The following is a 20,702-nucleotide window of genomic DNA, read 5'->3' as shown; positions in this document are numbered from 1 at the left end:
GTATAAATCAAAAATCTTATTTGTATCTTTGCGCCCATTAAACAAGGATATCTGTTAATTTTGGATACTTTAAACCATAGAATTTCAAAACCGTCACTTTTTTCAACTTTTGTAGCTATTACCAAGGCAAGATTGGCAATAAGTGTAGTATTTTCTACTTTAGCGGGTTATTTATTAGGTGTTTCAGATTGGACAGCTCAAAATGGGATTACTTTATTATTTTTAATAATAGGAGGTTATTGCATGGTAGGAGCATCAAATGTATTTAATCAAATTATTGAAAAAGACTTAGATGCATTAATGGATAGAACAAAGAATCGTCCATTGCCATCAGGAACGATTAGTAAACAAAATGCATTCATACTAGGCGTAGTGCTTACGGTTTTTGGTTTGGCAATTTTATATTATGTAAATGCTAAAACTGCCATGTTTGGAGCAATTTCAATTTTTATGTATGTAAGTTTATATACACCTTTAAAAACGATAACTCCATTATCGGTTTTTGTAGGAGCTTTTCCTGGTGCTATTCCTTATATGTTAGGATGGGTGGCTGCAACAGGTCATTTTGGAATTGAAGCAGGAACATTATTCATTATACAATTTTTTTGGCAATTTCCACATTTTTGGGCTATAGGGTGGTTTTTATATGACGATTATAAAAAAGCAGGTTTTTTTATGTTACCTACAGGTAAAAAAGATAAAAAAACGGCTTTGCAAACGATTCTATATACTATTTGGATGATAATAGCGTCTGTAATTCCTGTATTTGGTTTTACAGGTAAATTATTCCTTACTAAAACTTCAGCTATAATAGTTCTTTTTCTGGGTCTTTGGATGCTGTTTTATGCATTTAAATTGTATCGTGAAATGGATGTTAAAGCGGCTAGGAAATTAATGATAGTGAGTGTTTTATATATTTCATTATTGCAAATTGTATTTATTTTAGATAAATTTATTAGATAAGATGGAAACGAATATGACATTAGAAGAATATAATTCTAGAAAATCAAAAAGCTATAAAATGTTGTTGATTTTTGGGATGATAAGTATATTCATGATCTTTGCTGGATTATCAAGTGCTTATGTAATTAGTAAGTCACGACCTGATTGGCTAAGCGAATTTCGATTGCCAAGTGCTTTCTTGTGGAGTACTTTAGTGATGATAACGAGTAGTATAACATTCATTTTGGCTTTACAAGCTATAAAAAAATCCAATCATAAAAAAGCAACAATTTTTTTGTGGACTACTTTGGTTTTAGGATTTCTCTTTGTCTTTTTACAATTCAAAGGGTTTGCCCAAGTTATTGAAAATGGATATTTTTTTACAGGAAGTGAAAGTAATATTACAACTACTTTTTTATATATAGTTGTTTTAGTACATTTAGCACACCTTTTTGGAGGTTTTATTTCGTTAATTATTGTAATTTATAATCATTATAAACAAAAGTATAATGCGGTACAAACCCTTGGTATTGAACTAAGTGCAATGTATTGGCATTTTATGGATTTTATTTGGGTATATTTGTTTTTATTTTTCTATTTTTTCAAATAGAAAAAAAGTAATAAATTTGGGAACTTTTTAACAATTAAATTTTTATGGGAGCGACAGTTACTATACATGACGATCACGCTTTGCTAGACGGAGGACCAGGACCAATGGGAGCAACCTATGGTAAATTAATGATGTGGTTTTTTATCTTATCCGATGCATTAACTTTTTCAGGATTCCTTGCTGCTTACGGTTTTTCTAGATTTAAATTTATCGAAACTTGGCCAATTGCCGATGAAGTGTTTACGCACTTTCCATTTTTACACGGTGTAGATGCACCTATGTATTATGTGGCATTAATGACTTTTATCCTTATCTTTTCTTCAGTAACTATGGTGTTAGCTGTAGATGCAGGTCATCAATTAAAGAAAAGTAAAGTGGCTTTTTATATGTTCTTAACTATCATTGGAGGTTTTATTTTCTTAGGTTCTCAAGCTTGGGAGTGGAAAAACTTCATTAAAGGAGAATATGGAGCTGTTGAAACAAAAGGTGGATCTATTTTACAATTTGGAAAAGTAAATAAAGAAGGACATTTTGAAAGAGTTGCTTTATCGGAATTTGCTTTGGTTTTACCTGAAGAAAGAGAACAGTTGACTAGAAATAAAGGTTTTTGGTTTATGGAAGAATCTTCTTTGCCATCTTATTCAGTAAATGAAGTGGTAGAAGGATTTAAATCTCACAAAGATATTGTTATCTTATCTGAAAAAATTCATGATAAAGAAAAGGTTGCTTTAGATAGAGAGCAGTCTTTAAAAAGAATTAATGATGCTAAATATGTAGTAGAGGGAGCAAATTTAATAAGAAATGAATATGGGCATAAGTTATTTGCTAATTTCTTCTTCTTTATTACAGGTTTCCACGGTTTCCACGTATTTACTGGAGTTATTATCAACATTATCATTTTCTTCAATGTTATTTTAGGTACTTATGAGAAAAGAAGAAGTTATGAAATGGTTGAAAAAGTTGGATTATATTGGCACTTTGTAGATTTAGTTTGGGTATTTGTATTCACATTCTTCTACTTAGTATAATTATATAAAAAGAAAAGTTATGGCACACGCACACGAATCAAATACAAAAAGAATCTGGGTAGTTTTTGGAATACTTTCAATAATTACTACTGTAGAAGTTGCTTTAGGTATAGTAAAACCTGATTTCTTATTTAGAAGTCATTTTTTGTCAACTAGTTTATTAAACTGGATTTTTATCATCTTAACATTAGTAAAAGCATATTACATTATGTGGGCTTTTATGCACTTAGAGGGCGAAAAAGCTAGTGTAAGATGGTCTGTTGTTGCACCTTTAGTTTTTTTAATTCTTTATTTGTGTTTTATTGTTCTTGTAGAAGGCGATTACATTTATGAAGTCTTTAAAAATGGTCATTTAAAATGGATATTTTAACTTTAGTTTAGATATAGTAAATCCCGATTTTCATCGGGATTTTTTGTATTTTTGTATTATATAATTCACATTAAAAAAACATTAATGAAAAATAAAATTGTTCTTATTATTTTATTTATATTACCTATAGTTACTTATCTAATCTTTGCATCTGCTAAACATAATTCATTGTTTCTTCCAGTATTGTCTGAAAATAATTCTGAAATACCTAACAGCTGGAAATCTTTAAACCAAGAATCAGTCCAATTAAAAGATAAAATTACAATTTTAGGCTTTACAGGAACGGATATGGTAGAATTCAAAGCCAATATGTTTAATTTAAATCAGAAAATTTATAACAAGTATTATGGTTTTGAAGATTTTCAAATGGTCATGATTGCTCCAATAGGAACTGAAAATGAAATTCATAATATTATTACAGAATTAAATAGAATTACTGAAGATATGAAAGGATGGAAATTTGTCTTTGCAACTTCAGAAGCTATTCAGGCTTATTATGACAGTCTTCATTTAATGTCTCATCTTAACAACCAAATGGGTACGTCTAATGTAATAATATTAGATAAAAAAATCAATCATCGCGGGAGAAAAGGGAAGAATAAAAAAGGAGAAGATGAATATAGAGAAAGTTATAATTCATCTTCTGCAGCTGATTTGCACAATGAAATGACAGATGATGTGAAAATTATACTCAGAGAATATCGTTTGGCTTTGAAGAAAAATGCCAGAAAAGATGACTTTAGAGATAATATTGTGAATGAAGTTGAGAAAAATAATTCTCAATCTAAATAAAAAATTAAATGAAAAATAAATCCTATATAGGTATAACTTTTATTGTACTCCTTTTTGGTATTTGGGCTGTGCCTAAAATTATTGCCAGATTTCAAAAATCGGATTTGCATACTATGGGAGAAGTTCCTGCATTCGAATTAACAGATCAAAATAATAAGAAAATATCACACAAAGATTATTTAGGAAAAGTGTATGTAGTGGAATTTTTCTTTTCAACATGTCCTACGATTTGTCCCATAATGAATCAAAATATGTTGAAATTACAAGACGAGTTTTACGGTAATCCTAAGTTTGGTATAGTATCAATAACCATAAATCCTGCCTTCGATACGCCTAAAGTTTTAAAAGAACATGCAGATTTATTAGGTGTAAAGCATTATAACTGGCATTTACTAACGGGTGATAAAGAGTATATTTACAATTTAGCCAACAAAGGTTTTAATATATATACAGGTGAAAATAAAAAAGTAGCAGGTGGTTTTGAGCATTCCGGTTTATTTGCTTTAATTGACAAAGAAGGCAATATAAGATGTAGAAGAGATGAATTTGGTAATCCGATATTGTATTATGATGGTACAACCGATCAGGGTGTCATTGCAATCAAAGAAGATATTAAAAAACTATTAGAAGAATAAATTGAAGTAAGAAGTTAGGAAAATAAGATTATACAAACACATATGAATTGGTTGAAAAAAGAATAAGGTCATAATTTTAAGTTTTTATGATTTCTCAAATTACTTGAATATGTGACCCTAAAATAATAAGATTAAAAAATGGAAAATAATATAGAAACAAAATATAATAAACTAATTACTGTTTTATCAATAGTAATTCCTTTAGCGGTAGCCGCTCTTTTTGGAGTTAGTTTTAAACGCCTAGGATTAGATGTAAAACCATTTACCTTTTTACCACCTATTTATGCGACGATTAATGGTATAACTGCATTATTATTAGTAGCAGCTGTGATAGCAATTAAAAAGGGAAAGAGAAAATGGCACGAAAACCTTATGAAGACAGCTATAGGTTGTTCCTTGGTTTTTTTATTGATGTATGTGGCTTATCATATGTCTTCCGAATCAACTACTTATTTAGGAGCTTATAAACCACTATATTATTTTATTCTAATTACTCATATTGTTCTATCTATAGCAATTATTCCATTGGTATTAATTACTTATGTTAAAGCTTTAGCACAACGTTTTGATAAGCATAAAAAAATAGCGAAAATTACGTTTCCAATATGGTTATATGTTGCCATAACAGGCGTTATTGTATATCTTATGATTTCACCTTATTATGTACAGTAGTGTAAAAAGTAAAAAAATAAAAGTAAAATGTAAAAAGTGGAGTGTTTTAAATAAAATACTTTTCATTTTTGCCTTTTTATTTTTACCGTTCTTCGTAGAAGCACAATGTGCCATGTGTAGAGCTGCTTTAGAAAGTGAAGAAAGTGGTGTGCAGGCTGAGGCTATAAATGATGGTATCGTATTTTTAATGGTTATCCCTTACATTCTGGTTGCTGCAGCAGGTTATGCTATTTATCGATTGAAATTTGCTAAGAAGAAAAATAACGAATTAGAAGTCAAATAATTCTTTAGGTTCTATTGCTAAAGCTTTCGCTATCGCTTTTACCGTACTAATTGTGGTGTTTATTTCTCCTATTTCAATTCTTCCAATTTGAGAAATAGGTAAGTCTGATGAATAAGCCAGTATTTCTTGCGTAAAATTCTTTTCTAACCTTATTTTTTTAAGGTTTAAACCAAAGTCTTTTATATAAGTTATGTCTTTTACATTATTCACAATGTAAAATTGACAATAGATTAACACTATTTTAAACTCATATATGCGCTATTGAAATATTTTTTCTATTTGCGTTTATAAAAAAAATACTATTAACTTTAGAATACATTTATGAGACAAAAAATAAAGTATATCATCTTCTGTTTTGCTCTAATAGGTTTAATGACTTTTAATTCATGTGTACAAGATGATGCACTAAGTGAAAATGAACGGAACAGGGTGGGATGGAACCTTTAATTCAAAAGACTTACCTTCTACAGATTATTGGTTTACTGTAGAATATCAAGAAAACCAACAAAATAAAGTATTTAAAGCACATTTTACATTAAAAAGATAATTCTCGATGGATTTTAAAAAAAGTTACTTATTATTTATAGTGTTTGTTTTAACACAGCTATCATATGCCCAAGAAGGAATAGCAGTTTATTCAGATTATCTTTCTGATAATTATTATCTAATTCATCCTTCAATGGCTGGAGCAGCAAATTGCGGAAAAATCCGTTTAACAGGTCGTCAACAATGGTTTGGACAGGAAGATGCTCCTTCACTACAAACTTTAAGTTTTAATACTTCTGTTGATGAAGATGGTAAATCGGGTATTGGAGCAATAATTTTTAATGATAAAAATGGTTATCATTCCCAAAGAGGTGCTAAATTAACTTATGCACATCATTTAAGATTTTCAAGAGGAACTACTGATTTGAATCAGTTATCTTTTGGATTAAGTGCAGCTTTTATACAAAGTCAATTAGATGAAACAAGTTTTACCAATCAACCGTTTGATCCGTTTATTTTTGGTGGAATATATCAAAAAGACGCATACTTTAATGTTGATTTAGGGGCGTCATATCATTTTCTAGATTTCTTTACTCACGTTACAGTTAAAAACTTTTTAGCCAATAGAAGAGAGATATATACTGAAGGTATAGAATCGGATAATTTGAGAAAGTTTTTATGGAGTGCTGGAGCAGTATTTGGGGATGAAGATAGACTACTTTGGGAACCGTCATTTTTGTTTCAATATACTCAAGAAACTACTGAAAAAGCTATCGATTTGAATTTGAAAGTTTATAAAGGTATGGAATTTGGAAGAGTGTGGGGAGGACTTTCATATAGAAGAAGTTTTGATGGTGCCGAATATTTAGATGGTAATGCTATAGGAGAACAAAAACTGCAATATATTACCCCAATTTTAGGAGTTAATTATAAGCAATTTATGTTTGCATATACTTATTCTCATATTATTGGAGATATTAAGTTTGATAATGGAGGCTTTCATCAGATAACACTTGGAATAGATATTTTCTGTAAAGCTAAAGAATGGAGTTGTAACTGTCCTGCGGTTAATTAATTCCTTAAAATATAAAATAATTGATGTCCCGATTTTTCGGGACATTTTTATATAACTTATTATGATTATTAAAGAAGTAAGAGGTAAGTTTCCTCAGATACCCGAAGATTGTTTTGTGGCAGAAAATGCAACTATAGTTGGAGATGTGGAATTAGGTGAAAAATGCAGTGTGTGGTTTAATGCTGTAATTAGAGGAGATGTTAACCGAATTGAAATAGGGAATAAGGTGAACATTCAAGATGGTGCTGTAATTCATTGTACCTATTTAAAGCATCCTACTAAAATTGGAAACAATGTTTCTATTGGTCATAATGCAATCGTTCACGGCTGTGAAATTAAAGACAATGTTTTAATTGGAATGGGAGCCATTGTGATGGATAATTGTGTTGTAAATAGTAATTCAATTGTGGCAGCCGGATCAGTAGTTACACAGAACACCATAATTGAATCGGGTGTAATTTATGCTGGTATTCCTGCAAAGAAAGTAAAGGATATTAATGCTAGCGATTTTGCTGGAGAAATTGAAAGAATTTCAAACAACTATGTTATGTATTCTAGCTGGTTTAAAGAAGAATAGAAACGAGTCTTTAGGCTTGTTTTTAAACCTTGTACCTGCTGTTCGTTTTAGTTTCTAAAATTAATTTTAGAAAGCTATCACTTCCATCAGGGTTAAAAAGGGTTGTTTTGTGTTTTTTTGGAATTAAAAATCTTTCTCAAATACAGTTTGCTTATGATTTAAAATTGTTTCTAAAACATTCGGGTTAGCATTTGTATAAAATTTTTGCCAACTTTTTTCTTTTGCTTCATTAAGCAAATTTGAATCTTGGAGAATTTTTTTGGTTTGTCTTGCCACAGCTTCACCAGAATCTATGATTTTAATATGGCTTGGGATTATTTTTTTTATTTGAGGTATGAGATAGGGATAATGACTGCATCCTAGAACTAAATAATCAATATTTTGATTTACCATTGGTTTTAAATAGCTTTCTAATAACTCCTCCATTTCGGGAGAGTTGATATCACCATTTTCAATTAATTGAACTAAACCGTGACCAATTTGTTCTACTACTTTGACATTAGTATATAAAGAAAGTTTTTCATGAAATAAATCGCTATTTAAAGTTCCTTTGGTAGCTAATATGCCTATTGTTTGAGTTTTTGATTGATTAGCAGCTGGTTTTATAGCTGGTTCTATGCCAATAAATGGAACCTTGTATTTTTGGCGTAATTCTTTAATAGCATTTGTTGTTGCTGTATTACATGCTACTACAATGATTTTAGCGTTGTTTTTTAGGAGGTATTCTGTGTTTTTGAAAGAGAGTTCAATAATTTCTTCTTTAGATTTTAATCCGTAAGGAGCATTTTTACTATCTGCCAAATAAATTGTATTTTCATTAGGTAATAATAAATGTATTTCTTTCCAGATTGAAGTACCTCCAATACCAGAATCAAAAAGACCTATGGGATATTCGTTGCTCATAAGACAAATGTAAAAAAAAACTGTTCAAATTATTTAAAATTTGAACAGTTAAATTATATAAGTAAATTCTTTTGTAAAAAGAATATTAGAAACCTAATTCTTTTTTTACGTCGGCTAAGATATTTGGACCATTAGCTACTAATAAACCACTTCCTTCAGTAGCATCAATAACATAATCAAAACCTTTAGCAGTAGCCACTTTTTTAATGGCAGCTTGTGCTTTTTCCATTATCGGTTTTAATAAATCCAATTCTTTTTGTTGTAATTGTTTACTTGCACTTTGTTGGAATTCTTGAATACGTTGTCCCATTCCTTGCATTTCTTTAGAACGTGTTTCATTTACTGCTTCACCTGCAGTTGGAGCTTCTTGCTCATATTTTTGCAATTTTGTTTGATATTCTTGTACCATACCTTTGTATTCCTTGTCGTATGTTTCTTGAATTGTTTTTAATTGCGATTGAGCCGCTTTCATTTCTGGCATATTTGTCATTAATTCCTTAACATCTATATGAGCCAGTTTTGATTGCGCAGATACTTGAGCTGTAATAAAAAGTACTAATGCAATAGCTAAAGTTTTTACTTGTTTCATTTTCTATTTTTAAATTAATTTTAGGTTATTATTTATCTTCTTCACTAGATTCATTTTCAATTACTGTGCCATTTTTTTCAGCTTCAATTTTTTTTCTCTTTTCTAAAGCTGCTTTTTTTCTTTCTTCTAGAATTTTTTCTCTAGCCACTTTTCTTTCTTCCATGAGCTTTTCTCTAGCTGCTTTTTTTTCGTCTAATACTTTTTGTCTTTCCGCTAAAGCAGGATTTTCATCTTGTATGTCTTCTTTTGCTTCTTTTGCTTCTTCTGCTTTAAGTTCTTTCTTAGATAACTGCTCTCTTTTTTCTGATCGCATTATGGCTCTTACAACTAAGTCGCTTATGTCGTGTCTTTTATCTGCAAATAGGATAGTTAAGTCTGAGGATTTATCCAATATAAAATCATATCTTTTTTGCTCAGCAATATCTTGTATAGCAGTAAAAACTTGATCTTGAATTGGTTTTACTAAAAGCGATTTTTGAATAATTAAATCACCTCTTGCTCCAAAACGTTTTTCTTGATAATCAAAAAGTTCTTTTTCTTTAAGAGTAATTTCTTCTTCACGTTCTTCAATCAATTCTTTTGTAAGCAAAACTCGCTCAGTCGCTAAGTTATCTTTTAATTTGTTAATTTCATTTTTTCTTAGTTCAATATCTTCTTTCCATTTTGATGCTTTTTGTTCTAATTGTACTTTAGCTTCAGCATAATCGGGTGCTTTCTCTAGAATATACTCCATATCGATATATCCTATACGAACACTCGCAGATTGAGAAAATCCTGTAATAAAAAGGAATAATTGTACTATTAATAAAACTTTTTTCATTTGTTGTTTATTTTAGTTTTTAATTTTTGGTGATATTAAAAAAACCGTTCGAAAGATAAGAAATGTTTTTATAAGTTTTGTTTTCACCTTTGAATTTTAAACTAAACGTAAAAAATACTAAAATTGTTGTCCTATGATGAAATGAGTTTGCCATCCACTTTTTGTTGATTGTCCTGGAATAGGGTCAAAACCATGAGCAAAATCAATTCCTAGTAAACCAAATGCTGGCATAAATACTCTTAGACCAAAACCTGCAGAACGCTGCATGTTGAATGGGTTATAGCTTTTAAAATCATCAAAGGCAGCCCCAGCTTCTAAAAATGTTAAACCATAAATTGAAGCCGCTTGCTTAAGCGTGATAGGGTATCTTAATTCTAATGAGAATTTGTTATAAATAGTACCACCATCAACTGAAGACAAGGAGTTGTTAGGATATCCTCTTAACTGTATTACCTCTCTACCATCTAAAGAAAAGTTGGCTAATCCATCACCTCCTAAATAGAATCTTTCAAATGGTACTAAACCTCTGTCTTGATTGTAAGCGCCCATAAAACCAAATTCTCCTAATGAACGTAGTACTAACTTATCATATAAACGAGTGTACCAATCAGCTTTAAATTTAATTTTATAATATTCTAACCAATTGAATCTTTTTTGGTCATATTTAGCTCTATCTACTGCAGCATCATTAGGATTGTCAACATAGAAAACGGATATAATATTTTCATCATCATCATAATTAGCGCCTAAATAATTACCTTCTTGTAAAGCGTGTTGACCATCTTCAATTATTGTATATGGAATTCCTTGGTAATATTTTAATTTATATTCAGGTTGTTTTTTTAATTCATCATAATCTACACCATTAAACCAAGAGTAAGGAGGAGTAAACCTTCCGCTAATGCTAAATTCTGAACCGTAGGTAGGATATATTGGATTTACACCTTTACTGTTTCTGCTTAAACCAATAGTATATGCTATATTTCTCGAAGCTCCATTCCCAAAGGTAAATAAACCCGTATTATAGTTGTTTAAATCATAATATTGAAAAGATACGCTCTGAGATAATACGAAGAAATCATCAGGAACGGTTAATTGCTTAGCAAGACCTACAGATAGTGAAGTAATATTAAAACTTTGGTCTCTTGTTACGTCTCTAGTACTATAGTTGTATAAAAACTGTTTACTATGAGAAATAGAAGTAGAGAAACTTACTGGTTTTTTACCTCCAAACCAAGGTTCTGAAAAAGATAAACTATAGGTTTGGAAATAAGAACTCCCTTGTAAACGTAAAGACATCTTTTGACCGTCACCCATTGGTAAAGGTTTGTAAGCATCTTTTTTAAATATATTTCGAGCTGAGAAATTATTAAAAGATAAACCTAATGTACCAATAAATCCACCTCCACCATAACCACCTTGTAGTTCTATTTGACTTGCTCCTTTTTCAACTACATTATATTCAATATCTACAGTTCCAGCTTGAGGATCAACATTTTTGAAATCTGGTTTTATAGCTTCAGGATCAAAAAATCCAAGTTGACCAATTTCTCTCACTGAGCGAACAACATCTTCTTTACTGTATTTATTTCCAGGTTTTGTTCTTAATTCTCTATAAATAACGTGATCATTTGTTTTGTCATTACCTACAACTGATATTTTGTTAAAATAGGCTAATGGTCCTTCAGTGATTCTAATTTCAAAATCGATTGTGTCATTAGTAGTTTTTACTTCAACTGGATTGATACTTGAAAATAAATAACCACTATTTTGGTACAAATTTGTAATATCTTCTGCGTCAGGTTTAGTGTTGTCTGCAATTCTTTTTTGTAAAAGAACACCGTTGTAAACATCACCTTTCTTAATTCCTAGTAATCTCGCTAATTGTTGGTCTGTATATACAGTATTTCCTAAATACCTTATATTTCCAAAATAATATTTTCTACCTTCTTCTAAGTTTACTTTAATGTTAATAAGGTTTTTCTCTTTATTATAGGTAACAGAATCGGAAACTATTCGAGCATCTCTAAAACCGTTTTCTTTATATTTATCAATTACTTTTACTAAATCTTCTTTGTATTTATCTTTTATATATTTTGAAGCTTTAAATATTCTAATTGGATTTTTTTGCTTAGTGTTTTTAAAAGTTTTTCGAAGCTTTGCATCACTAAGTTCAGAATTTCCTTCAAAGGCAATACTTCCTACTTTTACTTTATCTCCTTTGTCGATATTAACTAGCATTTTTACTTCTGTTTCAGTAGAATCGGGTGTAGTTGTTATAAAAACTTTGGTATTGTAAAATCCGTCTTTTTTATATTTATTTTCAATATAATTTTTAGATGTAGTAATTAAGTTCTCATTTACTACTTTTCCTTTTTTTAGATCTATTTCTTTGATTAAATCTTCAACTTTTCCCTTTTTTATACCTTGTATTTTAACATCTGATAATTTAGGTGATTCTATCAAATTTAATTCTAAAAAGATACTATCTCCTTTGATTTGATTTACATAGAAATTAACGTCACTAAAAAGACCAAGTTTCCAAAGTTTTTTTATTGCTAAACTAATATCTTCACCAGGTACAATAATTTTTTGACCTTTTTCTAGTCCAGAGAAGGTAACAACAGTTTGTTCACTATATTTACTTTTACCAGTTACTTCTACGCCTCCTAGTATATATTCTTTTCCGTTTTCTAATTTTGTTTCTTGAGCAACTAATTTAGCACTATTACCAATAATAATTATGGTAAAAAATAATTGTAAACCTTTCTTTAACATTTTTTTCTTATGAAATTTGTTCGCTTGTTTTTCCAAACCTTCTTTCTCTACTTTGATAACTTATAATTGCTTTATACAAATCTTCTTCGCTGAAATCTGGCCATAAAACATCAGTAAAGTAAAATTCTGCATATGCAATTTGCCAAAGTAAGAAATTACTTATTCTGTGTTCACCACTTGTTCGAATTACTAAATCAACATCTGGCAAATTGTGCGTGTAAAGATGCTCATTAATAATCGATTCGTCAATAGTGTGAGTGGAAATTATATTATTTTTAACTTTATCTGAAATTTTTTTAACAGCTTGTATAAGCTCTTCTCTTGCACCATAACTTAATGCTAAAGTTAAGGTCATACGGGAGTTTTCGGATGTTTTTTGAATTACTTCTTGTAATTCTTTTTGAACTTTTTCTGGTAAATTTGTTAAATTTCCAATTGCATTCAATTTGATATTATTTTCTTTTAAAGTCTTTAATTCTTTTTTTAAAGAAGAAATTAAAAGTTTCATTAAGGTGTCAACTTCTAGTTTAGGTCGGTTCCAGTTTTCTGTAGAAAAAGCATAAAGTGTAAGGTGTTTAATGCCTAATCTTGCACAATTTTCTACGGTTTGTTTAACTGATTTTGTACCGCTTTCATGTCCTAGTGTGCGTAATAGACCTTTTTGTTTCGCCCATCTACCATTACCGTCCATTATGATGGCTAAATGTGTGGGTAATTTTGTATTGTCTATTTTTTCTTTTATACTCATAATTATTCAGCGCAAAAACATGGATTTTGTCCAAATGTGTAAGTTAATGTAATTCCTGAAAACACATACCAATCTTTGCTGTTCAGATTGCCAAAACGATAGCCTTGTAAGTTGTTGTTTTTAGGATTGCTTCCGTCTAAATTGTCTGTAAAAGTATAACGCGCCCCTATTTCGGCTCCTAAGACAAAATTTCTATATAGTCGAGTTTTTACTCCTATTATCATTGGTATAGCAAATTGACTATGCCTATAATCTAATTCTTCGGTTTTTGATGGAATAAAATTTTCATTATATATAAAATAGCTTATTCCAGAGGAAACATAAGGAGTGAAAGCTTTTTCAGAATCATGTAAATTGAATTCAAAAAAATTAAATTCAAGCCCTAAAGTAAAGTCGTGAATATAATTTTTAAAACTTTTGTCCCTTAAATATCGACTAGGCACATTACTATCACTATCAGAAGACTCAATTTTAGCATAAGTATATGATAAGCGATAGGAATGTCTCGTACTTTTATTCCATTTGTATATAAGACCCAAAGCAACATTGTTAGGAGATATATAATTAGTTGGGCCTACGTCTCCTATGTAGTTTGAACCTCCTAAAAAAACACCTAATTCATTTATTTGAGCCGTTATAGCAGTAGTACTCAATAACAAGAATATGTAAACAAAAAACTTTCTCATTTTTTAAAATAGTTTGCAAATATAACAATATAGATTTCTTTACCACATTTAATTGAAAATTTTATTCCTAAATAAATGGTAATGTATAAACGCAAAAAAAAAGTAAAAGTTATGTTTGAGGTATTAATTTCTTCTATCTTCTCCCCAAAGGAGTTTTTTTCTAATGGTTTTTAAAAAACCTTCTTCATTAAATGTTACCATGTTTATTTCGAAAGGGGTCTTTTTTATTTTTAATAAAGTTTCATTTGTAACCGATGTTATTCTAGAATCGAGTGAAACTAAATATTGTTCTTCTCTACCAGAAACTTTTAAAGTAATTTCAGTATCGTCTGGAATTACAAGTGGTCTTGCATTGAGGTTATGTGGAGCGATGGGGGTTATTACTAAGCTATTTACATTTGGAATTAATACAGGACCGCCACAACTCAAAGAATAACCTGTTGATCCAGTAGGAGTAGATATAATTAGACCATCTGCCCAATAAGAAGTAAGATATTCATCATTAAGATAGGTTTCTATAGTTATCATTGAAGTGGTGTCCTTTCTTGAAACAGTTACTTCGTTTAAGGCAAAATTCAAATCAACTAAATCAGGATTTTTTGGAAAACAAGTTAAACTTAAAAGACTTCTTTTAGATAAAGTGTAATCTTTATTTAAAATTCTATATAAAAAAATCTCAATGTTTTTTATCTGAACGGTAGCTAAAAAACCAAGTCTGCCAGCATTTATTCCTACTATAGGAATTTTTTTGTCTCTTACATAAGTAACTGCTCTTAATATAGTTCCATCTCCACCTATACTTATTAAGACATCTACATCATCTTCTAATTCTTCGTGGGAAGAATAGGTGTTGCATTTTTCTTTTAGAGGTGTTTTGATTTCTTGATGAAATTTTTTTTCGATAATCAATATAACTTGATTGTTGAGAAGAATTTCTAAAACATTTTTTACAATATCTTCTGTATCAGATTGATAATATTGACCAAAAATCGCAATTTTCATATATAAAAAGTTTTATAGAAATGGCTTAAATATTCATGTACTTATCTAAGTAATCTGAGCGATCTTTTAAGTTTTTTAAATAGCTATCTTCTTGATGTTCCGATATTATTTCGTATTCATACCTTCTAAAAGTTTGAATGATTTCATTTAAGGAACTCTGGCTTATCTTTAAAGTCAATTCTACATAATTGGCTTCCGATTTTGAAATAAACAATCCTAAAAGTTTAGCATTATTGCTTTCAACAATTTGAGAAACTTGACTCATGGAAAAATTTGATATCTCCTTTCTTATGACTAAAATTCCTCCCTCTTCTCTTAAAAAAGGAGTTTCATGAAAAAATTTGATTACATCATCTAATTCATAATAGCCAACATATTTATTTTGAGCATTTAAAACGGGAACAATGTTAGCTTCGTTTTTGGCAAATTCTTCCAAAACATCTAACCATATCATTTCTGAACGAACATAGAAGCGATCAAATTCATATCTGCAATCTCCAATGGTTTTATGACTTGGGTATATTTCCGCATCTTCTTTTGAAATACATCCGATATACACATTTTCTTCTGTTACAGGAAAATGGGTGTAGTTATAATCTGCAAATAAGTCTTGAGCATCTGCAATACTTTCTTTGCTTTTTAACGGCTTGATCTCAATGTTTAAAAAATCAATTAATGTGTTGTTCATTATAGCGAATGTAATTTTACTGCAAATTAATCAAAAATTGATTATTAAAGCTATTTATACTTTGTATTTTTGTAAAAATAATAGAAAAAAATATGACAAAGTTATCCGTAAATATTAATAAAATAGCCACTTTAAGAAATTCGAGAGGTGGAAATGTGCCTAATTTATTGCAAGTGGCAAAAGATTTACAAAAATTTGGAGCACAAGGAATTACTATTCATCCAAGGCCAGATGAAAGACATATTAGGTATCAAGACGCTTTAGATTTAAAGCCAATTGTGTTTACAGAATATAACATTGAGGGAAATCCAATTAAAAAATTTATGGATTTAGTACTTGATATTAAGCCCACACAAGTTACACTTGTACCCGATGCAGATGATGCAATTACTTCAAATGCAGGCTGGAATACAATTAAGCATAAGGATTTTTTGAAAGAAATAATTGCTGAATGTAAAAGGAATAAAATACGAACTTCTATTTTTGTGGATCCAGTAGTGCAAATGGTTGAAGGAGCTAAAGAAACGGGGACAGATAGAATAGAATTATATACAGAAGAATTTGCTAAACAATATGAATTGGGAAATAAGCAAGGCATTAAATCCTATGTTGAAGCAGCTGTAAGAGCCAATGAGCTGGAGCTTGGAATAAATGCAGGTCATGATTTGAGTTTGGAAAATATTAAATTTTTTAAAGAAAATATCCCGAACTTATTAGAAGTCTCAATAGGTCATGCTTTAATTGCTGAATCTATTTATTTAGGAATAGAAAATGTAGTAAATATGTATCTTCAAAAATTAAAATAATGATTTATTCAAAAATTGAAGGTCAAGGACTTCCTTTTTTAATTATTCATGGTTTTTTAGGAATGTCTGATAACTGGAAAACCTTAGGAGGTCAATTTGCTCAGCATGGTTTTGAAGTACACTTGTTAGACATGAGGAATCACGGTAGAAGTCTTCAGTCGGATGAATTTAATTATGATTTAATGGTTAAAGATGTTTTAGAATATTGTAAATATAATAATTTAGATAATATAGTATTGTTAGGGCATTCTATGGGAGGAAAAGTGGCTATGCAATTTGCTTGTCAATACCAAGCGTTAGTTTCTAAGCTTATTGTTGCAGATATTGGACCAAAATATTACGCACCACATCATCAAACTATATTAGAAGGATTGAATGCTATAAATTTTGATTTAAAACCTAGTAGAACAGAAGTAGATTCTATTTTGTCAAAATATATAAATGATTTTGGTACTCGACAATTTTTATTGAAAAATTTATATTGGGTAGAACATGGGCAGCTAGGATTTAGATTTAATTTAAAAAGTTTGACTCTGAATATACAAGAAATTGGTAAGGAATTACCTGTAGGTTTAAGTTTTGAAAAAGAGGTTTTGTTTTTAAGAGGGGATCGATCTAATTATATAGAAGATGCTGATTTTGAAAGTATAAATTTTTTGTTTCCTAAGAGTGAGATAGTTACTATTTCAAATGCAGGTCATTGGTTACACGCAGAAAACCCTAATGATTTTTATGCTGCTGTCATGAATTTTTTAAACTAAAAATTAAATTTATTATGAATGCATAATATTTTAGGCTAAAAAATTGTAAATTCCATATTTTATTATAATTTTGGTATGTAGATATTAATAAATTCAAGAAAACTAACACATTTTAACATTATGAGAAAATTACTTTCTGTAACATTAATGGCTTTGGCTAGCTCTACGGCTTTTGCGGGTGGGTATAGAGTGAGTATTCAAGGTCAGAAACAATTGGCTATGGGGCATACAGGTGTTGCTGTAGTAAATAGTGCGGAGACAGCTTTTTTTAATCCAGCAGGGATGGCGTTCCTGGATAAAAAATTTAATTTATCTGTAGGGGCTAATGCTTTATTTGCTAAAGTAAGATTTCAAGAAAACACGTTTAACACAACTGCTTCTTCAGATAATTTTGGTACGCCTTTTAATGCATATGCTACCTATAAATTGAATGATTGGTTAACAGCCGGATTAGCAGTTTATACGCCATATGGTAGTGCAGTGGATTGGGATCAAAATTGGCAAGGTGCTTATTTAGTAAACAATATTGATTTAAAAGCAATTTTTGTACAGCCAACAGTTTCTGTTAGAGTAGGTGAGCATTTTAGTATTGGTGGTGGACCAATATATGCTACAGGTGCTGTTACTTTTAATAGAAATTTGTATGCTTCTAACACAACTTTTCAAGTAAATGGTGATCCAACAGATTTAACAATAGAAGGGAAAGGAATTTCTGCTTGGGGATATAATATTGGTATGATGTTTAATCCAACTGATAAAATTAGATTAGGTTTAAATTACCGTTCGGAAATAATGATGGAAGCTAGAGATGGAGATGCAACATTTAATGATGTTCCAGATTTCGCTCAAACTTTATTAACAAACACTACTTTTAATGCAGATCTTCCATTACCTGCAGAAGTAACGGCTGGTATTTCAGTTCAAGTGACTGATAAATGGTTATTTGCATTCGATTTTAACCATACTATGTGGAGTGCTTACAAGAGCTTAGATGTAAGTTTTAATAATGGATTACCAACTTCTGTAAATCCAAGAAATTATAAAGACGCATCTACTTACAGATTTGGAACTCAGTATAAAGCTAATGATAAATTTACTTTTAGAGCGGGCTATTATTTCGATGAAAGTCCAGTGCAAGATGGTTATTTTGCTCCTGAAACGCCACGTAATGATTCGAATGCATTTACAGGAGGTTTAACTTATCAAATTAATGATAAATTTGGAATTGATGCATCTTTCTTGTATATTCATTTTGATGAAATTGATAATTCATATGATCATAATCCAAATGGACAATTCAAAGGAACATATAAATCAGTTGTTTTTTCTCCAGGTGTTGGTATAACTTACGGTTTTTAATTTAAAAATAATAGAAAATGAAAAATAAATTTATATACTTAGCAATTTTAGCTGCAGGTTTTGCTTCTTGTGAGCCAGAATTTGATAATCCAGTATCAACAGATAATTATTCTGCTGGAGAAGCAGATTTTTCTTCTTATGTTGCAGTAGGGAATTCATTAACTGCAGGTTATATGGATGGTACAGTTTACAAATCGGGGCAAGCAAATTCTTTTCCTAATTTATTAGCTCAACAATTTGCATTAGTTGGTGGCGGTGCTTTTACACAACCTTCCTATGAGGAAGATGTGCAAAATTGGGGAGGTATTCAAGGGATTCCTGGTTTTGGAACTAGAAGGATTCTTGATGCTACTCAACCTAATCCAAATGGTACTTTTGGCGCTGTAGAATTTATAGGCGGAGATGCAACTACTTCAGGAAATTCAACAATAACATTGACACAGCAAGCTAAAGCTTATCACAATATGGGGGTGCCTGGTGCAAAAACATTTCATTTAGTAGATTTAGGAGCGCCTTATCCTCCAATTGGTTCTAATTATGGAAATCCAGCTGGTTTATTAACAAATCCACCTACAGCGAATCCTTATTTTGTACGCCATGCAACTTCTGTAAATGCGACTGTTTTAGGTGATGCTTTGTCTTTAAATCCTACTTTTTTTACTTGTTGGATAGGTAACAATGATGTTTTGGGATATGCTACATCTGGTGGGGTAGGTGTTAATGGAGGTTTTGGAAGTGCAGATTTGACTTCTCCAATGGTATTTGAAGCAGCATATACAAAGATAATAAATGATTTGACTGCTAATGGAGCGAAAGGTGTTGTGGCAACAATTCCAAGCGTTACATCTATTCCTTATTTTACAACAGTCCCTTATAATGCTTTGCCTTCTGAAGCTACAGCAACAAATGTTAATGCGTTACAGTTATATGGTTTCTTGGCGCAAGTTACAGGTGGAAGAATTTTACCTTTATCTACTCAAGCAGGTACAAAAAATCCTGTTCTGATTTCAGATGAAACTTTATCAGATTTAAGTCAAGTAATTTCGGGTGCTGCGTCAACAATTCCTTCTTTAGCTCCCTATGCTTCAGCTTTGGGGCAATTATATGGAAAAGCACGTCAAGCTACTTCAAGTGATTTGATAGTTCTTCCTTCTTCTGGTAAAATTGGACAGCCAAATCCTTTAGGTACCGCACCTTTTAATGTTAATGGTGTTACATTTCCTCTTCAAGATGGTGATGTTTTAATACCATCTGAACAATTAGCAATCACAAATGCAACTAATACTTTTAATGCTAAAATTAGAGACATTGCAGCATCAAAAAACTTGGCTGTTGCTGATATGAATGCTATTTTAAATCAATTAGTAAGTGGTCTAAGAGCAGATAACGGAACATTATATACTGCAAATTACTTTGGAGGAGGAACTACAGAATTTAAAGTGTTATTTTCTTTAGATGGGGTACATCCGAATGCAAGAGGTTATGCGGTAATAGCAAATGAAATTATTAAAGTGATTAATACACACTATAAATCAAAGTTGCCATTATTAAATCCTAATAATTATCCAGGTATACATATTCTTGCAACGAATTAAATAGTATAAAATATTTTGAAAAGACATCTAGATTTAGATGTCTTTTTTTTATCTTTAAAATAAAAAATGAATTTATTAATTAAACTTTTAATTACTACAGTTTTAGTGGTTGTTATTGCAAAATTTTTGCCAGGTGTAGAAATAATCAATTACACTACTGCATTAATTGTTGCGGTTGTATTGGCTATTTTAAATACTTTTTTAAAACCCGTCTTAATTTTTCTTACCATTCCTGCAACAATTATTACATTAGGTTTGTTTTTATTAGTTATTAATGCGATAATAATCCTTATAAGTGATTATTTTATAGATGGGTTTGCTGTTTCAGGGTTTTGGAATGCTTTTTTATTCAGTATTATTTTGTCTGTAAGTCAATCTATTCTTAATGGAATATTTATTGATAAAGAATAATTTTTATGCAATTGAAATTCAAATGATTAAAAAGTTGCTCGAGTTGTAAAAAATATTTAATTTTGCAACCCAATTTTCATGTCAAT

General features: G+C 30.2%; 25 protein-coding genes. 16 read left to right on the top strand and 9 right to left on the bottom strand.

What is annotated here, in order from left to right; translation table 11 throughout:
* Positions 1–60 precede the first annotated feature (60 nt).
* The 8 genes from cyoE (at position 61) to HALO113_RS06530 (ending at position 5,332) form a co-directional block, all read left to right on the top strand.
* Complete coding sequence (gene cyoE, locus HALO113_RS06565; RefSeq protein WP_159778262.1) at positions 61–963, top strand: heme o synthase; 903 nt, start codon at positions 61–63, stop codon at positions 961–963.
* Position 964: 1 nt separating this feature from the next.
* Positions 965–1,552 carry a cytochrome c oxidase subunit 3 gene (locus HALO113_RS06560; RefSeq protein ID WP_159778261.1) on the top strand — a complete coding sequence of 196 codons (588 nt, stop codon included), beginning with the start codon at positions 965–967 and terminating at the stop codon, positions 1,550–1,552.
* Positions 1,553–1,596: 44 nt separating this feature from the next.
* On the top strand, positions 1,597–2,580 hold the full coding sequence (locus tag HALO113_RS06555) for a cytochrome c oxidase subunit 3 (RefSeq protein WP_159778260.1): 984 nt from the start codon (positions 1,597–1,599) through the stop codon (positions 2,578–2,580).
* 19 nt (positions 2,581–2,599) lie between these two features.
* Positions 2,600–2,950: a cytochrome C oxidase subunit IV family protein gene (locus HALO113_RS06550; protein WP_159778259.1), complete on the top strand. Its 351-nt coding sequence runs from the start codon at positions 2,600–2,602 to the stop codon at positions 2,948–2,950.
* A gap of 84 nt (positions 2,951–3,034) precedes the next feature.
* Positions 3,035–3,742 (top strand): hypothetical protein, encoded by a 708-nt coding sequence (locus tag HALO113_RS06545; RefSeq protein WP_159778258.1) that lies wholly within the window; start codon positions 3,035–3,037, stop codon positions 3,740–3,742.
* 8 nt (positions 3,743–3,750) lie between these two features.
* Positions 3,751–4,377 (top strand): SCO family protein, encoded by a 627-nt coding sequence (locus tag HALO113_RS06540; RefSeq protein WP_159778257.1) that lies wholly within the window; start codon positions 3,751–3,753, stop codon positions 4,375–4,377.
* Positions 4,378–4,515: 138 nt separating this feature from the next.
* On the top strand, positions 4,516–5,049 hold the full coding sequence (locus tag HALO113_RS06535) for a DUF420 domain-containing protein (RefSeq protein ID WP_159778256.1): 534 nt from the start codon (positions 4,516–4,518) through the stop codon (positions 5,047–5,049).
* On the top strand, positions 5,039–5,332 hold the full coding sequence (locus HALO113_RS06530; RefSeq protein WP_236554610.1) for a hypothetical protein: 294 nt from the start codon (positions 5,039–5,041) through the stop codon (positions 5,330–5,332). Before HALO113_RS06535 ends, HALO113_RS06530 begins: the two co-directional genes overlap by 11 nt.
* Here HALO113_RS06530 and HALO113_RS06525 read toward each other — a convergent pair.
* Positions 5,318–5,542: a helix-turn-helix domain-containing protein gene (locus HALO113_RS06525; protein ID WP_159778255.1), complete on the bottom strand. Its 225-nt coding sequence runs from the start codon at positions 5,540–5,542 to the stop codon at positions 5,318–5,320. The two genes, HALO113_RS06530 and HALO113_RS06525, sit on opposite strands and share 15 nt — an antisense overlap.
* Before the next feature lie 205 nt (positions 5,543–5,747).
* Between HALO113_RS06525 and HALO113_RS06520 the strand changes: the two genes are divergently transcribed.
* The 3 genes from HALO113_RS06520 to HALO113_RS06510 all read left to right on the top strand — a co-directional run bounded on the left by HALO113_RS06520 (position 5,748) and on the right by HALO113_RS06510 (position 7,470).
* Positions 5,748–5,879: a T9SS type B sorting domain-containing protein gene (locus HALO113_RS06520; protein ID WP_159778254.1), complete on the top strand. Its 132-nt coding sequence runs from the start codon at positions 5,748–5,750 to the stop codon at positions 5,877–5,879.
* Positions 5,880–5,885: 6 nt separating this feature from the next.
* Entirely contained in the window at positions 5,886–6,893 is a 1,008-nt protein-coding gene (locus HALO113_RS06515) for a type IX secretion system membrane protein PorP/SprF (protein WP_159778253.1), read from the top strand.
* A gap of 61 nt (positions 6,894–6,954) precedes the next feature.
* Positions 6,955–7,470, top strand: a complete 516-nt coding sequence (locus HALO113_RS06510) for a gamma carbonic anhydrase family protein (protein ID WP_159778252.1) — start codon at positions 6,955–6,957, stop codon at positions 7,468–7,470.
* Between the two features lie 123 nt (positions 7,471–7,593).
* On the opposite strand, the gene murI is transcribed toward HALO113_RS06510, so the two are convergent.
* From murI to HALO113_RS06470, 8 genes are all read right to left on the bottom strand, one after another.
* Entirely contained in the window at positions 7,594–8,373 is a 780-nt protein-coding gene (murI, locus tag HALO113_RS06505) for a glutamate racemase (RefSeq protein ID WP_159778251.1), read from the bottom strand.
* An 85-nt stretch (positions 8,374–8,458) separates the two neighbouring features.
* On the bottom strand, positions 8,459–8,962 hold the full coding sequence (locus HALO113_RS06500; RefSeq protein ID WP_159778250.1) for an OmpH family outer membrane protein: 504 nt from the start codon (positions 8,960–8,962) through the stop codon (positions 8,459–8,461).
* A 28-nt stretch (positions 8,963–8,990) separates the two neighbouring features.
* The gene (locus HALO113_RS06495; RefSeq protein ID WP_159778249.1) at positions 8,991–9,782 is read right to left on the bottom strand and encodes an OmpH family outer membrane protein; all 792 of its coding nucleotides are present in this window, start codon (positions 9,780–9,782) and stop codon (positions 8,991–8,993) included.
* A 117-nt stretch (positions 9,783–9,899) separates the two neighbouring features.
* Positions 9,900–12,560: an outer membrane protein assembly factor BamA gene (bamA, locus tag HALO113_RS06490; protein ID WP_159778248.1), complete on the bottom strand. Its 2,661-nt coding sequence runs from the start codon at positions 12,558–12,560 to the stop codon at positions 9,900–9,902.
* Between the two features lie 7 nt (positions 12,561–12,567).
* A complete protein-coding gene (locus tag HALO113_RS06485; RefSeq protein WP_159778247.1) occupies positions 12,568–13,308 on the bottom strand; it encodes an isoprenyl transferase in 741 nt (246 codons plus the stop codon).
* A gap of 2 nt (positions 13,309–13,310) precedes the next feature.
* Positions 13,311–13,994 (bottom strand): DUF6089 family protein, encoded by a 684-nt coding sequence (locus HALO113_RS06480; protein WP_159778246.1) that lies wholly within the window; start codon positions 13,992–13,994, stop codon positions 13,311–13,313.
* Positions 13,995–14,117: 123 nt separating this feature from the next.
* Positions 14,118–14,996, bottom strand: a complete 879-nt coding sequence (locus tag HALO113_RS06475; protein ID WP_159778245.1) for an NAD kinase — start codon at positions 14,994–14,996, stop codon at positions 14,118–14,120.
* A 25-nt stretch (positions 14,997–15,021) separates the two neighbouring features.
* Positions 15,022–15,684 (bottom strand): CBS domain-containing protein, encoded by a 663-nt coding sequence (locus HALO113_RS06470; RefSeq protein ID WP_159778244.1) that lies wholly within the window; start codon positions 15,682–15,684, stop codon positions 15,022–15,024.
* A gap of 92 nt (positions 15,685–15,776) precedes the next feature.
* Here HALO113_RS06470 and HALO113_RS06465 point away from each other — a divergent pair, with 92 nt between their 5' ends.
* The 5 genes from HALO113_RS06465 to HALO113_RS06445 all read left to right on the top strand — a co-directional run bounded on the left by HALO113_RS06465 (position 15,777) and on the right by HALO113_RS06445 (position 20,616).
* Positions 15,777–16,490, top strand: coding sequence for a pyridoxine 5'-phosphate synthase (locus tag HALO113_RS06465; protein ID WP_159778243.1), 714 nt, complete (start codon positions 15,777–15,779; stop codon positions 16,488–16,490).
* Positions 16,490–17,251 (top strand): alpha/beta fold hydrolase, encoded by a 762-nt coding sequence (locus HALO113_RS06460; protein WP_159778242.1) that lies wholly within the window; start codon positions 16,490–16,492, stop codon positions 17,249–17,251. The genes HALO113_RS06465 and HALO113_RS06460 overlap by 1 nt, the downstream gene beginning before the upstream one ends.
* A gap of 120 nt (positions 17,252–17,371) precedes the next feature.
* A complete protein-coding gene (locus HALO113_RS06455; protein WP_201297581.1) occupies positions 17,372–18,610 on the top strand; it encodes an OmpP1/FadL family transporter in 1,239 nt (412 codons plus the stop codon).
* 17 nt (positions 18,611–18,627) lie between these two features.
* Positions 18,628–20,205 (top strand): G-D-S-L family lipolytic protein, encoded by a 1,578-nt coding sequence (locus tag HALO113_RS06450; protein WP_159778241.1) that lies wholly within the window; start codon positions 18,628–18,630, stop codon positions 20,203–20,205.
* Positions 20,206–20,271: 66 nt separating this feature from the next.
* On the top strand, positions 20,272–20,616 hold the full coding sequence (locus HALO113_RS06445; RefSeq protein ID WP_159778240.1) for a phage holin family protein: 345 nt from the start codon (positions 20,272–20,274) through the stop codon (positions 20,614–20,616).
* Positions 20,617–20,702 lie beyond the last annotated feature (86 nt).

Source organism: Flavobacterium sp. 9AF, assembly GCF_902506265.1.
In the GTDB taxonomy this organism is placed as follows: Bacteria; Bacteroidota; Bacteroidia; order Flavobacteriales; family Flavobacteriaceae; genus Flavobacterium.
Note: the sequence above shows the minus strand (reverse complement) of the source record. Positions and strands in the feature narration are given on the sequence as shown.

Coding starts and splice junctions, on each gene's coding strand:
- HALO113_RS06560 (WP_159778261.1), top strand. CDS start 965: ATGGAAACGAATATGACATTAGAAGAATATAATTCTAGAAAATCAAAA.
- HALO113_RS06555 (WP_159778260.1), top strand. CDS start 1,597: ATGGGAGCGACAGTTACTATACATGACGATCACGCTTTGCTAGACGGA.
- HALO113_RS06550 (WP_159778259.1), top strand. CDS start 2,600: ATGGCACACGCACACGAATCAAATACAAAAAGAATCTGGGTAGTTTTT.
- HALO113_RS06545 (WP_159778258.1), top strand. CDS start 3,035: ATGAAAAATAAAATTGTTCTTATTATTTTATTTATATTACCTATAGTT.
- HALO113_RS06540 (WP_159778257.1), top strand. CDS start 3,751: ATGAAAAATAAATCCTATATAGGTATAACTTTTATTGTACTCCTTTTT.
- HALO113_RS06535 (WP_159778256.1), top strand. CDS start 4,516: ATGGAAAATAATATAGAAACAAAATATAATAAACTAATTACTGTTTTA.
- HALO113_RS06530 (WP_236554610.1), top strand. CDS start 5,039: ATGTACAGTAGTGTAAAAAGTAAAAAAATAAAAGTAAAATGTAAAAAG.
- HALO113_RS06520 (WP_159778254.1), top strand. CDS start 5,748: ATGAACGGAACAGGGTGGGATGGAACCTTTAATTCAAAAGACTTACCT.
- HALO113_RS06515 (WP_159778253.1), top strand. CDS start 5,886: ATGGATTTTAAAAAAAGTTACTTATTATTTATAGTGTTTGTTTTAACA.
- HALO113_RS06510 (WP_159778252.1), top strand. CDS start 6,955: ATGATTATTAAAGAAGTAAGAGGTAAGTTTCCTCAGATACCCGAAGAT.
- murI (WP_159778251.1), bottom strand. CDS start 8,373: ATGAGCAACGAATATCCCATAGGTCTTTTTGATTCTGGTATTGGAGGT.
- HALO113_RS06500 (WP_159778250.1), bottom strand. CDS start 8,962: ATGAAACAAGTAAAAACTTTAGCTATTGCATTAGTACTTTTTATTACA.
- HALO113_RS06495 (WP_159778249.1), bottom strand. CDS start 9,782: ATGAAAAAAGTTTTATTAATAGTACAATTATTCCTTTTTATTACAGGA.
- bamA (WP_159778248.1), bottom strand. CDS start 12,560: ATGTTAAAGAAAGGTTTACAATTATTTTTTACCATAATTATTATTGGT.
- HALO113_RS06485 (WP_159778247.1), bottom strand. CDS start 13,308: ATGAGTATAAAAGAAAAAATAGACAATACAAAATTACCCACACATTTA.
- HALO113_RS06480 (WP_159778246.1), bottom strand. CDS start 13,994: ATGAGAAAGTTTTTTGTTTACATATTCTTGTTATTGAGTACTACTGCT.
- HALO113_RS06475 (WP_159778245.1), bottom strand. CDS start 14,996: ATGAAAATTGCGATTTTTGGTCAATATTATCAATCTGATACAGAAGAT.
- HALO113_RS06470 (WP_159778244.1), bottom strand. CDS start 15,684: ATGAACAACACATTAATTGATTTTTTAAACATTGAGATCAAGCCGTTA.
- HALO113_RS06465 (WP_159778243.1), top strand. CDS start 15,777: ATGACAAAGTTATCCGTAAATATTAATAAAATAGCCACTTTAAGAAAT.
- HALO113_RS06460 (WP_159778242.1), top strand. CDS start 16,490: ATGATTTATTCAAAAATTGAAGGTCAAGGACTTCCTTTTTTAATTATT.
- HALO113_RS06455 (WP_201297581.1), top strand. CDS start 17,372: ATGAGAAAATTACTTTCTGTAACATTAATGGCTTTGGCTAGCTCTACG.
- HALO113_RS06450 (WP_159778241.1), top strand. CDS start 18,628: ATGAAAAATAAATTTATATACTTAGCAATTTTAGCTGCAGGTTTTGCT.
- HALO113_RS06445 (WP_159778240.1), top strand. CDS start 20,272: ATGAATTTATTAATTAAACTTTTAATTACTACAGTTTTAGTGGTTGTT.